This is a genomic window from Candidatus Dormiibacterota bacterium (assembly GCA_035532835.1).
GTDB lineage: Bacteria > Vulcanimicrobiota > Vulcanimicrobiia > Vulcanimicrobiales > Vulcanimicrobiaceae > DAHUXY01.
On sequence record DATKQG010000097.1, the window covers coordinates 1 to 14,378 of the forward strand.

The 14,378-nt window shown below is 63.6% G+C and carries 13 protein-coding genes; 7 read left to right on the plus strand and 6 right to left on the minus strand.

What is annotated here, in order from left to right:
• The 4 genes from VMW12_12540 to VMW12_12555 all read left to right on the plus strand — a co-directional run.
• Positions 1–1,003 (plus strand): SDR family oxidoreductase (locus tag VMW12_12540; protein HUZ50545.1); only part of this gene is annotated, 1,003 nt, incomplete at its 5' end.
• Between the two features lie 158 nt (positions 1,004–1,161).
• Positions 1,162–1,860: a DUF969 domain-containing protein gene (locus VMW12_12545; protein ID HUZ50546.1), complete on the plus strand. Its 699-nt coding sequence runs from the start codon at positions 1,162–1,164 to the stop codon at positions 1,858–1,860.
• On the plus strand, positions 1,857–2,855 hold the full coding sequence (locus VMW12_12550; protein HUZ50547.1) for a DUF979 domain-containing protein: 999 nt from the start codon (positions 1,857–1,859) through the stop codon (positions 2,853–2,855). The genes VMW12_12545 and VMW12_12550 overlap by 4 nt, the downstream gene beginning before the upstream one ends.
• On the plus strand, positions 2,852–3,868 hold the full coding sequence (locus VMW12_12555) for a DUF2891 family protein (GenBank protein ID HUZ50548.1): 1,017 nt from the start codon (positions 2,852–2,854) through the stop codon (positions 3,866–3,868). The genes VMW12_12550 and VMW12_12555 overlap by 4 nt, the downstream gene beginning before the upstream one ends.
• 110 nt (positions 3,869–3,978) lie before the next feature.
• Here the strand turns inward: VMW12_12555 and VMW12_12560 are convergent, their stop codons facing one another.
• Positions 3,979–4,764 carry a hypothetical protein gene (locus VMW12_12560; protein ID HUZ50549.1) on the minus strand — a complete coding sequence of 262 codons (786 nt, stop codon included), beginning with the start codon at positions 4,762–4,764 and terminating at the stop codon, positions 3,979–3,981.
• Between the two features lie 39 nt (positions 4,765–4,803).
• On the minus strand, positions 4,804–6,126 hold the full coding sequence (locus VMW12_12565; GenBank protein HUZ50550.1) for an adenylate/guanylate cyclase domain-containing protein: 1,323 nt from the start codon (positions 6,124–6,126) through the stop codon (positions 4,804–4,806).
• A 176-nt stretch (positions 6,127–6,302) separates the two neighbouring features.
• Between VMW12_12565 and VMW12_12570 the strand changes: the two genes are divergently transcribed.
• From VMW12_12570 to cysC, 3 genes are all read left to right on the plus strand, one after another.
• Complete coding sequence (locus VMW12_12570; protein HUZ50551.1) at positions 6,303–7,499, plus strand: DEAD/DEAH box helicase; 1,197 nt, start codon at positions 6,303–6,305, stop codon at positions 7,497–7,499.
• Between the two features lie 74 nt (positions 7,500–7,573).
• Positions 7,574–8,371: a sulfate adenylyltransferase subunit CysD gene (gene cysD / locus VMW12_12575; protein ID HUZ50552.1), complete on the plus strand. Its 798-nt coding sequence runs from the start codon at positions 7,574–7,576 to the stop codon at positions 8,369–8,371.
• A complete protein-coding gene (gene cysC, locus VMW12_12580) occupies positions 8,372–10,222 on the plus strand; it encodes an adenylyl-sulfate kinase (protein ID HUZ50553.1) in 1,851 nt (616 codons plus the stop codon).
• Positions 10,223–10,232: 10 nt separating this feature from the next.
• On the opposite strand, the gene VMW12_12585 is transcribed toward cysC, so the two are convergent.
• The 4 genes from VMW12_12585 to VMW12_12600 all read right to left on the minus strand — a co-directional run bounded on the left by VMW12_12585 (position 10,233) and on the right by VMW12_12600 (position 14,375).
• Complete coding sequence (locus VMW12_12585; protein HUZ50554.1) at positions 10,233–10,907, minus strand: HD domain-containing protein; 675 nt, start codon at positions 10,905–10,907, stop codon at positions 10,233–10,235.
• Positions 10,904–12,724, minus strand: a complete 1,821-nt coding sequence (locus tag VMW12_12590; protein HUZ50555.1) for an ABC-F family ATP-binding cassette domain-containing protein — start codon at positions 12,722–12,724, stop codon at positions 10,904–10,906. The genes VMW12_12585 and VMW12_12590 overlap by 4 nt, the downstream gene beginning before the upstream one ends.
• Before the next feature lie 111 nt (positions 12,725–12,835).
• On the minus strand, positions 12,836–13,795 hold the full coding sequence (locus tag VMW12_12595; protein ID HUZ50556.1) for an aldo/keto reductase: 960 nt from the start codon (positions 13,793–13,795) through the stop codon (positions 12,836–12,838).
• Between the two features lie 37 nt (positions 13,796–13,832).
• Positions 13,833–14,375 carry a DNA-3-methyladenine glycosylase gene (locus VMW12_12600; protein ID HUZ50557.1) on the minus strand — a complete coding sequence of 181 codons (543 nt, stop codon included), beginning with the start codon at positions 14,373–14,375 and terminating at the stop codon, positions 13,833–13,835.
• Between the last annotated feature and the right edge of the window lie 3 nt (positions 14,376–14,378).

Consider the following 14,378-nt stretch of genomic DNA (forward strand, 5'->3'; position numbering starts at 1 on the left):
GGCCCAGATCATCGGTAGCGGTTCGGTTAGCTTCGAAATGATGCGATACCTCACGGAACGCCTACCGGTAATGATCGCTCCGCGCTGGGTCGTGACGCGCGTTCAACCGATCGCGATTCGCGACGTGCTCTCGTATTTGATCGCCGCGTTAACGCGTCCCAACCGAACGCACACATACGAGATCGGCGGCACCGACGTTATGACCTACCGTGAGATGATGCTACGTTACGCTAAAATTCGGGGTCTCACTCGCTGGATCGTTGTCGTACCCTTCTTCACCCCGCAACTCTCGTCGTACTGGGTGCACATCGTTACGCCGATTTCTGCCAGCATCGCGCAACCCCTCATTCGCGGCCTTTACAACGAGGTGATCGTCCACGAACGTTCCGCAGAAACAGATTTTCCCGATATTCACCCGATGGGCTTTGACGAAGCCGTGGGTCGTGCGCTCGATCGATATAGCACGGTAGGGCCCGAAACCACATGGTTCGACGCCTTCGATCTCCGAACGATCGCCGGCGATTTTACCGGGGTCAAAGAGGGCATGTTGATCGATCGCCGCGAGCGCGTGACGTCGGCTGCGCCGGAACGTGTAGCAGCAGTATTCAGCTCGCTGGGTGGGCGTCGGGGATGGCTCGCCGCAGATACGCTCTGGCGTATTCGCGGATGGCTGGACCGGCTCGTCGGCGGCGTCGGCCTGAGGCGTGGTCGAAGATCCGCGACGGAGCTTCGCGTCGGCGATGCAATCGATTTCTGGCGCGTGGAGGCATACGAAACCGGACGCCTGTTGCGACTCCGCGCTGAAATGAAGCTGCCGGGGCACGCATGGCTCCAATTCGAGGCCGAAGGCACAGCTAACGGCGGCAGCATCTTTCGCCAAACGGCATTTTTCGAGCCGCGCGGCCTCTTGGGCAATCTTTATTGGTACGCCGTAGCACCTTTTCATCAGTTGATTTTCGCTCGCATGGCTACGCGAATTGTCGCCAAGGCTGCCACGCCGTGAGAAAATCCCGCCCACGGGCCCGGAAAGTCGCCGCCACACCACCTGCACGCCGATCGACGGAAGCGCACGGCGTCCCAGTCCGGCACAGACGAGGTCGAGGAGTTCTTTACATGCCGGGAAATTAGAGCGAACCCGGACCGATCGCGACAGGAGTATGCATGATCGTTTTGCTCGGCGTGGCGCTCGTCGTCGTCGGCTTTGCCCTGCGTATTAATCCACTGCTTGTGGTCACCATTGCCGGGATCGTTTCCGCGTTGCTCGGGGGTGTGAGCCCGCTGCACATCCTCGAGGCGTTCGGCTCGGGGTTTGCGAGCAGCCGGTCGATCACGCTTGCGTTTTTGGTGCTGCCCGTCATCGGTCTGCTCGAGCGATACGGCTTGCAGCAGCGAGCGAAAACGCTGGTTTCGCAGGCGGCCGGACTAACGGCAGGGCGTTTGCTGCTCGTCTATCTCTTCGTTCGACAGCTCACTGCCGCGTTCGGATTAACCAGCATCGGCGGCCCCGCGCAGATGGTGCGGCCCGTCATCTATCCGATGGCCGAGGGTGCGGTGATGCGTTCGCACGGCCGCGTTCCCGAACCGGTGACCGAAGCGATCAAGGCACACGCTGCGGCGGCGGATACGATCGGCGTATTCTTCGGCGAAGATTGCTTCGTTGCGATCGGATCGGTGCTGCTGATCACTGCTTACGTGGATGCGAACTATCATCTTAAACTCGATGCGTTGCAGGTTGCGATCTGGGCCGTCCCCACCGCGATCGCGGCGTTTCTGATCCACGGCTTTCGGCTGCTGCGGCTTGACGCGCGCGTGGCGGCAATGATGGCCGATTCGCCCGAGCAGCCGGCGAGCGCGCAATGATCGGCGCGGAGTGGATATACTGGCTGTGCGGCGGGTTCTTCTTCATCGTCGGCGTGCAGATTGCGTTCGATCGCGAGCATCCCAAGCGCTGGACCAACGCGATATTCTGGTGCTTGCTGGGCGCGTCGCTCTGCGCGGGCAGTTTCGTTGCCGGGCCGGCCGGCTCGCCCGCGGCGCTGCATCCGACGATACCGTCGTGGCTGCTCGGCGGAGCGGTGATCGTAACCGCGCTGATCGCGGGCTTCGGGCTTACCGGTCCCGGCACGGTACGCACGACGACCGAGGCGGAACGCGAGGCCAGCGCGGCGCGCCGGCGTAATCTGCTCTTCGTTCCGGCGCTCACCATTCCGGCGGTTACGGTACTGATCGCGATCGAAGGAGGCCGGCTTTCCATCGGCGGGCATCTGCTGCTCGTCGCCGGTACGCAAACGCTCGTCGGCCTGGGCGTTGCGACGATCGCGGCGCTCGTCGTCGGCTGGGCTCTGCTGCGGCCAAAGAATCCGGCCGTCGCCTTTACGGAGGGGCGACGTCTGCTCGAGTCGATCGGCTGGGCGGCGCTGCTGCCGCAAATGCTCTCCACGTTGGGGCTGCTCTTCACCCAGGCGGGCGTGGGGACGCAGGTCGGCGTGATCGTGCACCACATCGTCCCGGAGCACTCGCGGGTGCTTGCGGTGATCGTCTATGCGCTCGGCATGGCCGGCTTCACACTGATCATGGGCAACGCGTTTGCGGCCTTTCCGATTATGACGGCGGCCGTCGGATGGCCGATCCTCGTGCAACAGATGGGCGCGCACCCCGCGCCGCTGTTCGCGATCGGCATGCTGGCCGGATTCTGCGGGACCCTCTGCACGCCGATGGCTGCCAATTTCAACTTGGTGCCGCCCGCGCTGTTGGAAATGCGCGATAAGTACGGGCAAATCAAGGTGCAGATCCCAACGGCGATTCTGCTCCTGGCGGTGAATGTGTGCTTTATGCTGATCTTTCCGTTCCGATGATCGCGCTACACGAAGAACTCGCCCCGCGGATCGTACCGGTGATCCTGGCGAACGTGACCACGCGCTATCCGTATCACGATGCCCACCTTATGCGCAGCGGCGAGACGCCGCGCGACCCGACCGCGGTGCATCCGGCGTTCGGCAATTCGTTCGACTGGCATTCCAGCGTCCACTCACACTGGACCGCGGTGCAACTGCTGAACCATTTCGCCGCGCTTGGTGCGGGCGCGCCAAGCGAGCTTGCCGCACTGCAAACCGCCGTTGTCGGCAATCTTGGCGCCGCGAACATCGCTGCGGAGACCGCGTACCTCGCAACGCATCCGTCATACGAGCGGCCGTACGGCTGGGCGTGGGCCATGCTTCTCGCCGCGACGGCTCGGAATGCCGGCGATGCGACGATCCGCGAGCGGGCACCGCAACTGGCCGGCATGGCGGCGCGGATCTCCGAAACTGCTGTGGCGTGGCTTAACATTTTGAGCGAACCGATCCGCCACGGCGTTCACTCCAACACCGCTTTCGCACTCGGAGTGATGCTGGATGCGGCCGCTGTCTTGGGGTTGCCGGCGCTCCAGCGCTCGATCGCCGATCGCGCGCAAGCGTGGTTCGGAAGCGACAGGGGTTGGCCCGAGCGGTGGGAGCGCAGCGGGAACGATTTTCTCTCGCCCGGGTTGGCCGAGGCCGACCTCATGCTGCGCATTCTGCCGCGCGATGCGTTTGCGCGGTGGTGGAGCGATTTTTTGCCGGCGTTATCGCCGGCATCCCGCATCCTTTCGGTAGCTGAAGTTCCCGATGTCGCAGACGGCCAGATCGTGCATTTGCACGGTCTCAATCTCTCGCGCGCCGGCGTACTCGCGCGCATTGCGCCCGTGCTGGATCAGCCCGTCTTGCTCGAACACGCGCACCGGCTCTACGGAGCAAGCGTGGAGCACGCCGTTTCCGGCGATTACCTTGCCACCCATTGGCTTGCGACCTACGCCTGGGATGCCGCCATCAGCATCGACCGCGCTTCCTAGCATCGAGCAGCCGTGTCGTCGGCAGGGAGAGTACCATGCCCAGGCCGGTGCGTTGCGCCGTTTTGACGCTCGAGCACTAGCTGTCGCCTCGGGTGCGCAGCAGTTCGGGCCTATCGTTCTCCCGACGATTGCGCGACGTCGTTGAGGTAGGAGAGGCCGGCTCGGGCGCTGCGCACGGATTGAAAGTGGTCGAGCGTTTCCACCACGTCGCCCCCTCCGCCGAAAAATGCAACGTGCCCGTGGTACGAGCGCTCGATCCGCACGATCGTCCAGACGCCCGGGAGCACTTCGGCGAACGCTTCGGTGGTAGTACACGAACTCGCGTGTGCGGGCAGCACGTCCGGCGTGTAGGTGACATCGAGGACGCGTCCGCTGCTGCGATCGATCTGCATCACGCCGTCGCCGTGGGAGTCGTCGCGAACGAGACTGTGAAAGCGTACGGCAACCGCGTTCGGCAGGCAGACGCACTTTGCGTCGGTTTGGTAGCTGTAATCCTGAAGGAAGCGTGCATCGAACGGCTGCTTGAAGTTGCCGCTACCGCGTGCGAGTTCGCTATTGATTTCCTCGTCGCGCTTTTCGATCGCTGCGGCCCCCAGCGTCTTCCCGTTCTCGACGACGTGCGTGTAGCGTAGCTGCTCGTACAGACCGTTGGCCATCAACAGGCGGGCGTCGTTCTGCTCCGAGTAGTGCATCGGCCCGGCCGATACGCTGATGGTGATGTGCCGCTCGTGAACCAGGGTGCCTTGCAGGGCCCGCGCGTTGGCCGCCGCAGCCTGCATGACGACGCTCGGAACCGGTGCTGCCGGGGCAGCCGAAGCCGGTATCGCCCCCGTCGCGATCGCCATGCTCGCGGCGCAGAGGCTCAAGATCGTCCTAAACTGGAACTGAGGCGGCATCGCGGTCCCTCTCGAATCGTGAATCCTAGTCTTTTAGGCCTATTTGGCCTCGATCCTCTCCGCTCCGTCCCAGGGACCCCTCCCTCGCTCGTGCACGGCCGTGAGGGTGCAGGCGTCGCGGAAGTAAGCGGCCGGCAAGTCCCGACGGTCGAGCTCGGCGATTCGGGCGAAAATTTTGCCTGCCGAGAGAAACATACCCTTACGAAACTCGACGATGCCCTTCGCGAACTGCTCCGCGGTACGGAGCTTATGCGCGAGCAGCTCCTCCTCGTCGCCTTCGAAGCATTCGTAGATCTCGACGCTCTTGGTCTTGCCCTTGGCCTTGACGGCGCCGAGCTGGCGCAGCTTGAATGCGTGATCCTGCGGCAGGCTTTCGATGACCGATCCGCTCACGAGGAGCGGAACGCCGAAGGTTTTCGTCAGCCCCTCGATGCGCGAAGCGACGTTCACCGCGTCGGCAATCACGGTGGTTTGCATGCGTTCTTCTTCGCCGATTGTCCCAAGGATCAACTCGCCGCGATGCAAGCCGATGCCGATCCGAATCGGGACGTATCCCGCGTTCTTGCGGCCTTCGTTATAACGAGCGACCTGTTCGAGGATCTGCACGGCCGACTGTAACGCGTCGCCCGGTTCGCGAGGGAACAGCGCCATGATCGCGTCGCCGATGTACTTATCGACAAACCCGTGATGGGCGCGGATCACGGGCGTCATCCGTTGCAAATACGAATTGAGAAAATCGAAATTTTGCTGCGGCGTCAACTGCTCCGAAAGTGCGGTGAAATCGCGGATATCGCTGAAGAACACCGTCATATCGCGCTGCACGTGGTCGCCCAACCTAACGTCGGCGAGCGTCTGTCGATTGAGATGATCCAGGAATTCGCGCGGAACGAAGCGGCCCGACGCGTGGGTGTGCAGTTCCAGGATCGAGGTCGCATTGGGATCGGCCGTGGCGCGCTGGACGCGGTCGCGCAAGGTGCGCAGCTTGGTTCGTTCCAGCGCCAGCGCGACGCGTCGCTCGACCAGTACGGGGTTTTGGGCGTCGACGGGCGTCGCAAGCCACTCCTCCGCACCGCGTTGAAGGCAGGCCGCGATTCGATCGGCAGATGCCAGCGGCGCGGTGACGATCACGGGAACGATCGCGGCCTCGCGCGGAACCGCGGCGCGAAGTGCCGCAAAGATCTCGGCGCTCGAACCGACCAAATCGAGCAGTACCAGGTCGATGCCGCCGGAGGTGATGACGCTCGGCGCATCCTTTGCGACGACAAAAGATACGTCGGAATAGCCGGCGCCACGCAGCAACGCATCCAAAACAGCGTTATCGGCCGGCGTTCCGCCGACGCGTAAAATCCTAGCCGTTCTCAAACGGAATGCCCTCCAAGCAAGCTGATTCTACAGTCGGTAGCTCCGGCGCCTTTAGTCGCAGCGCATGGCGTTCATTTGACTTTAACCCCCGCACCGTGCAATACTAACGCGACTCCCCCCGCGCGATCTTTCGAGTAGTAGCCGATCGAATTGCGCTCACTCGAAAGAATATCATCATTTCAACCTTTACAGACCTCGGGCTTCACCCGTCGCTTCTTCGCGCGGTCGAAGCATTAAAATTCACCCAAGCCACCCCCATTCAACTCGAATCGATTCCGCATGCTATGGAAGGGCGCGACGTTCTCGCCAGCGCTTCCACCGGTAGCGGTAAGTCCGCTGCATTCGGGCTGCCGATTCTCCACGCGTTGATCGATCAGCCGCGCGGAACGTCGCGAGCGCTCATTCTCTGCCCGACGCGCGAACTCGCCCAGCAGATCACCATGCATCTGCGCGACCTCGCGAAATTCACCGATATCCGCATCGCTGCGGTTTACGGCGGGATGGGCTATCGCCCGCAAATCAACGCGCTTAAAGCCGGCGTCGATATCATCGTCGCTACGCCCGGACGCCTAGTGGATCTCATGCAGCAGGGTGCGGCCAAACTCGGCAATATCTCGATCCTCGTTCTCGACGAGGCCGATCGCATGCTCGATATGGGCTTCTTACCGATGGTGCGCCGCATCACGGCAACGCTTCCGACGCAGCGCCAAACGCTCTTCTTCTCCGCCACGATCCCCGACCAGATCGCCGGGCTCACCCGCGATTTGCTGAACGATCCGGTACGCGTCAACCTGACGCCGACCTCCGCTCCGCTGGAAACGATCGCGCAGTCCGTCTACGGCATCGATCAGCATCTCAAGACCGACCTCTTGGTCGATCTCTTAAAGAAGGACGGAGCGATCTTCAGCGCCATCGTCTTCACGCGAACGAAGCATCGGGCCGATAAGCTCGCCGCCGCCCTCGCGCGCAGCAACGTGATGGCCGAACGCATCCACGGCGATCGCTCGCAGGCGCAGCGCACCCGCGCGCTCGAAGCCTTCAAGCGCGGTAAGTATCGCGTCCTGGTCGCGACCGATATTGCGGCTCGCGGTATCGATATCAACGATCTGGGTCACGTCGTCAACTACGACGTACCGAGCGTTCCGGAAGACTACACGCATCGCATCGGTCGCACGGCCAGAGCGCTGAAAACCGGCGACGCGATCACCTTCGTTTCGCGCGAGGAAGAGGAGCTCTTCGCTCAGATCGAGCGCGCGATGGGCCGCCGGATCGACCGCTCCAGCCATCCCCTGGCGTTCGAGCCGAACGACCGGCCGAGCACGGCACGCGCCATGACGAAGACGCGCCGCAGCTTCACCCGCCGCCGCCGCTAACAAACGGCGACAGGAGTCTCGGGCGGTACGCGCGCACCTACGGGTACCCGTACCGCCCGGAAATAAAGAGGCTCGTGCACGACGCGTTAGATGATCTCGAAGCCCGATCTATCTATATCATTCGCGAGGCGTACTTTACGCTCTCGCCGCTTTGCGTTCTGTGGTCGATGGGCAAAGACAGCACCGCCCTGCTCTGGTTGATTCGTAAGGCTTTCCTAGGGAGCGTTCCGTTCCCGGTCGTGCTGTTGGACACCGAGATGGAGCTTCCCGAAGTCTATGCGTTTCGGGATCGCATCGCGAGCGAATGGGGCCTCGATCTCCGCAACGAGTTGTGCCCGCCGGACTCTGCGACCGATACCACCCTGCCCCCGGGGGCCAGAGCGGCGGCCCGGAAGACCCTGGGCCTGCGCCAATTGATCGAGCGCGAACGGCTGCGCGGCATCTTGGTGGGCATACGGCGCGACGAACAAGCCACGCGCGCGAAAGAACGCGTTTTCAGCCCGCGGTTACCGGACGGGAACTGGGACGTGCGGCATCAGCCGATCGAAGTATGGGATCTGCATCCGACGCGACTCGCGCACGAACAGCACATGCGCGTTCACCCGCTCTTGCAATGGAGCGAAGTGGACATATGGCGTTACACGCAACGCGAGGGCATCCCATACGTCCCGCTCTACCTCTCGGTCGACGGTAAACGCTACCGATCGTTAGGCGAAAAAAACATTACCCTGCCCATCGATTCGCAAGCCTCAACCATCGAGGAGATCATCGCCGAACTTGAGGCGACGATCGAACCGGAGCGCGCCGGACGCGTGATGGATCACGAAACCGAAGATGCCTTCGAGCGTTTGCGCGCTAACGGGTATATGTAGGTGACGGAACAGCGCGACGCCCTGCGGCAAATTCGGCTCGTCGTCGTCGGCGACGTCGACCATGGGAAATCCACCCTCATCGGACGGCTCCTCTACGAAACCGGCAGCCTCACGCCGGATCGGGTTGCCGCGATCCGCGCCGCCAGCGACAAACGCGGAGACGTCTTTGAATGGTCGTTTGCCCTCGACGCGCTTCAGAGCGAGCGCGATCAAGCCGTAACCGTCGACACGACCCGCGTGTGGTTGCGCTTAGCCGATGTCGAAGTGGTCCTCATCGATGCTCCCGGGCACGTCCAATTTCTGCGCAACATGGTGACCGGCAGCTCGGACGCGCAAGTCGCCCTGCTCGTCGTCGATGCAACGCTCGGCATTACCGAGCAGACGCGCCGCCATCTGCTGTTGCTCGAGTTACTGGGCATTCAACGCTGCATCGTCGCGGTCAACAAGATGGATCTCGTAGCGTATGCGCGAGAACCGTTTCGCGCCATTGCCGATGCGCTCCAACCGCTCCTCGCGCAGATCGGCATCGCGTCGCTCGCGATCGTTCCGATCGCGGCGCGCGACGGCGAAAACCTCGTGCATCGATCGTCGCACCTCGCATGGTACGAGGGCCCGCTGCTCCTTGAGGCGATGCGCACGATCCCGCCGGCGCAGGATGCGGATGACGGCGTCTTGTTGATGTTCGTACAGGGCGTACTCCGCCAGGACGAGCGACGGATCGTTCTCGGGCACCTCGACGGCGGATCGCTGGCCGTCGGCGATGAACTCGTTGCCCTCCCGTCGGGGGTACGGGCGCGCGTGGCTACACTTGAGGGTTGGCCGGCCGCCCCGGCCGATCGTATCGTGAGCGGTCATGCCGCTGCGCTCACCCTCGAAGGCCAGCACGTGCTCCAACGCGGCGACCTCTTGGCAAAGCCGGCCGGTGCGCCCACGCTCGAGCGGCGGTGTACCGCGCGCTTCGCATGGTTGAGCCACTCGGCCTTACGTCCGGGCCTGCGTTTCGATCTGCGCATCGGCACGCGCACCGTCGGCGCGTTGGTGGAATCCATCGAACGCGTCGTCGATGCGACCACGCTGGATTCGTTAGGCGGGAGTTCGGCGCGTTCGGGCGATCTCGTCGACGTGACGCTGCAACTTGCGGAGCCGATTGCGTTGAGCGACGCGGCCACGAGTACGCGCTTACGGCGATGCATCGCCATGATCGGCGCCGATGTGATCGCCGCCGGGCAATTGCTGCGCGCCCTTCCCGCGGCCGGCGATCGCCGCGTCCTCTTCCCGCCGGAACAATTCGTGAACGCGAACCTTCGCGCGCAGCGTAACGGCCACGCGGGCGCCGTTATCTGGCTGACCGGGCGACCGGCGTCGGGAAAATCGACGCTCGCGGCTCAATGGGAGCGCCGGCTGTTCGATCTCCACCGCAACGTGTACGTTCTCGATGGGGACCGCCTGCGCACCGGGCTTTGTTCCGACCTCGGTTTCACGCCGGAGGATCGCAGCGAGAATATTCGCCGCGTCAGCGAGGTGGCGGCGCTCTTTTGCGATGCCGGCTTCGTCGTCATCACCGCATTCATCTCGCCCAATCGCGTGGATCGTGAAATCGCGCGCCGCGCGATCGGCGAGCGGTTCTACGAAGTCTACGTCCACGCCGATCTTGCCGTATGCGAAGAACGCGACCCCAAAGGCCTCTATGCACGTGCGCGTAGCGGTGGGCTCGCGCTCTTTACCGGCGTCGGCTCGGAGTACGAGGCGCCGCTCCACCCGGATCTAACCATCCATACCGCGGCCGAGCCGATCGATGCAAGCGTCGAGCATGGACTAGCTTTCATCGAACGCATTCTCGCGAGCACGTGAGCGCTTTCCCTTACGGAAGACCGAACGATTCGGCCTGAACCTCATCGATAAAGCGTGAAAGTTGCGCCGCGCGTACCGCGCCGATTCGCTTGGCGGTCTTGGTGATCAAGCGCGGCGGAATCGAACGCACGAAGCCCTGCAGCGTGCGAATCTCCGGCTCGAAACTGGGGCTGCGCGGCCCGGCAAGCGCGAGCATTCGCGCCGCACCGATCGCTCCCAGAAAATCCAGCGAGTCCGCGTCGTGAAGGACGATCGCCTCGGGCTGCGTCCCAGGGTTGCTATAGTACATGTGGCCGCGCATCGCCGCTTGAACGGCCGGAAACTTGCGCATCGGGAAGCCCGCGGCGCGTAACACCGGCTCGCTCTCGATCGCTGCGACATCGCCGTGCTCGCCCTTACGTTGATACGGCGAGAATGCCGCCATGTCGTGCAAAAAACACGCCGCGAAGAGCACGTCGGTATCGATGGTGAGGCCGTCGCCCTTAGCCAACTCCACCGCGAGATCGTAGTTGCGCTCGGAATGCTGCCAACCCCACGCCGGATGAACGAACGTCGTGCGTGCGAGGTGATAGATCGTCACCTTCCACGGGGCATCCAGCGGAATGCCCGTCACCGTGCGCTGCTCCGCCCATGCGGGCGCGCAACATAGAGCCACCAGGCACGCGAGCATCGCGATACGTTTCACAAGCGTTCCAACTCCTCTAGCGAGTGTTCCCAGGTCGTTACTGCGGCCGCCGCGCGTTCGCGGAGCTCTTCGAGTTCGGACTCTAATGCCGTAACCTGCGCTCGATCGGCATACACCTCAACGGTTGCGAAGATCGCTTCGATCTGAGCCTTTCGTTCGTCCAGGCGTTCGATCTCTCGTTCGATCCGCGCTATTTTCGAGGTGAGTTGCGAGCGTATCTTCAGCGGGGTGCGGCGCGATTGCCCGTTACCGCGTTCGGCCGCATCGGCCTTGCCGCGTCCGCGCGCATTCGCCTCGCGCTCGCGCATCATCGCCTCGTACGCATCGTATCCGCCCTCGATCAGGCCCCACTCGCCGCCGTCGATCCACAGCACTTGGTCGCTGAGGCGCTGGAGGAGGTATCGATCGTGCGAGACGATCGCGACCGCCCCGCGATACTCATCGAGCACGCCCTCCAGTGCGTCGCGGCTGTCGATATCCAGATCGTTGGTTGGTTCGTCGAGCAAGAGCAGATCGGCGTCGCGCGCCATCAGTCTTGCAAGCATGATCCGACGGCGCTCCCCGCCCGAGAAGGCTCCGACCGGTTTCTCCGCAGCCTCTCCCGAAATGCGCATCCGGCCGAGCAGCGCGCGCGCTTGCTCGGGCAAAATCGGCGCGGCCTGCAGCACCGCATCGACGGCGCTCACCGTCACGTCGAGCTGGTCGAGCGCGCTCTGCGCGAAGTAGGCAACTTGCACCGCCGGGTTAAAGCGCACCGACCCTTCGTCGGCGGCAAGTTCCCCGGAGATGATTTTCAGGAGCGTCGACTTCCCCGACCCGTTGGGCCCGACGATCGCAAGCCGGCCGCCTTGCTTGAGATCGAAGGTCACGTCGCTAAAGAGCGGCTCCGCATAGCGCTTGGCAAGGCCGCGCGCCTCGAAGGCAAAGCCGTTCGACGCGCGACGGCTCGCATCGAGTCGCACGTTGATCGCTACGGTTCCCACCGTCGGCTCGGGAGCTTGCAGGGTGGCTTCCATGCGCGCTAATTGCTTTTCGCGGCTGCGCACTTGGCTGTAATCGCTGGACGTATGCGTGGCGCGCAGCCCGGCGATCGTCGCGCGCCGTTTGTCGCGCTCCGCCACGAACGTCGCGTAGGCTTCTCGCTCGGCCGCGATTCGTACGTCGCGCTGCTCGACGTATCGTGCGTAGGCGGGCTGCGCCGGAGCGTACACGTGGAACCGCCCTCGTTCGAGCTCCCAGATGCGCGTCGCGACGCGATCCAGAAAATACCGATCGTGCGAGACGATGATGTACGCGCGCTTGTCGTTCGCGATAAAGGATTCCAGCCATCGTACCGTCGCGATATCGAGATGGTTGGTCGGTTCGTCCAAAATCAAATAATCGGGGTCGTCGATCAAGAGGTGCGCCAACGCGGCTTTGGCGCGCTGACCGCCCGAAAATTCGCGCAGCGGCCGTTCGTAGTCGGCGGCCGTGAATCCGAATCCGTCCAGCATCGCGCGAAGCTTCTTCTGCTGTAACGCCCATTCCGTATCGGGCACGCGGGCGAGCGCCGAGTCGACCAACTCTTGCAACGTCGCACGGGTCTCGTCGGCAACGCTCTGCGCGAGGTATCCCAGGCGCGTATCCTTGGCGCGCACGATGCTGCCGCCAAAGGGTGCCTCCGTGCCGGCCAGCAGGCGCAGCAGCGAGGACTTACCCGCGCCGTTCGGCCCAACCAGACCGATGCGCTCCCCCTGGTTCAGGACAGCATCAACGCCCGAGAAAATCTCACGGGCGCCGTAATGGCACTCTAAGGCAGTGAAGCGCAGCAATTCCACGGAGGCCCTATCTTCGGCGTCACCGGGCAAAAGGCTTTGGACGGCTTCACTACCACCGGCCTAGCGACCGGTTAGCAGCTCGGGCGCCGCTCCAGGCCGGCGGGCTATCCCTTACGCATAGCGCGCTCCGGCCGGTGCGTGTAGCGCGTTAAGTTCCTCGATGGTCGGTGCATCCAGGTGAAGGGCGGCCGCCCCGACGTTCTCTTCGAGATAGGCGACCCGTTTGGTTCCGGGGATGGGGACGACGTGTTCGCCTTGCGCCAAGACCCACGCCAGCGCGACTTGTCCGCTGGTCGCTCCCACGCGTTGCGCGATGCGCTGCACCGCCTCGACGAGCGCTTGATTGCGATCGAAGTTTTCAGATTGAAAGCGCGGCAGCGTAGCGCGAAAATCTCCCGGACGAATATCCTCGCGCGCGAGCTTGCCGGTGAAAAAACCGCGTCCCAGCGGCGAGTAGGCGAGAAAGCCAATGCCAAGGGCCGCGCATCGCGGCAGGACGTCCTCGAGCGCGTCGCGCGTCCACAGTGAGAGTTCTGATTGCACCGTTGCGATCGGGTGGACGGCGTGCGCGCGCTCGAGCGTCGCGACATCGACCTCGGAGAGGCCGATCCAGCGCACCTTTCCGGCACGAACGAGATCGGCCATCGCTCCGATGCTCTCTTCCACCGGCACGTTAGGATCGACGCGGTGCAACTGATAAAGATCGATGGTCTCGATCCCCAAGCGTTGTAACGAGCCTTCACAGGCCCGCCGGATGCTCTCCGGACGCCCGTCGCGCTGCATGGGCACGCCCTGCGGCAGCACCACGAAGCCGGTCTTGGTTGCGATGCGCACTCGATCGCGTTTGCCCTTGAGCGCCCGCCCGAGCAGTATTTCGTTGGTGAGCGGCCCATAGATTTCGGCCGTATCGAAGAGCGTTACGCCGAGCTCGATCGCTCGATCGATCACCGCGAACGCCTCGCCTTCGCGGGCTCCGGTCAAGGGCTCGCCGTACGCGTGCGTTAGCCCCATCGCGCCGTAACCGATTTCACCGACCATGAACTGCGCGTCACCTAATTGCCGTTGTTGCATACCCCCAAAACGGCCACCGTCGCCCGCGGGTTTCGCGTTAACGGCTCACGTATGGATTATCGCGTTCCATGAAACGCCATGGCCGGTCCACGGCCTTGCTGATGCCGATCCGCTTCGAACTGACGATCGGCGCCGCCGCCCTGGCGATGCTGCCTAGCCAGAGCGGGCCGGGCGCACACAGATCGATACCGTCGAACCGCCGATCGATCGACATCGCGACGGTAAGCCGTCCGGGACCGTTGGTTGCACGATCCAGGCCCGCGAGCGGTTCGAGCGCGCGTACGAGTACGCCGCCGCCGGCGCCCGCCCGCTCCCCCGAGACGTTGAAGAGCCAATGGATGCCGTACGCGAGATACACGTAAGCGTGGCCGCGCTCCAAGAATAGCGAAGCATTTCGAGCGGTTTGCCCGATATATGCATGCGCGGCCTGGTCGCCGGGCGGATAGGCCTCGGTCTCGACGATGCGTCCGATGCGCCGTATTCCTTGGTCTTCATGCACGAGCACCGCGCCGATCAGAAACTTCGCGAGGGGCACGCTCCCGCGCGGAAGATCCGCCCGGGCCAAGCGTCGGAGGCGCATGAG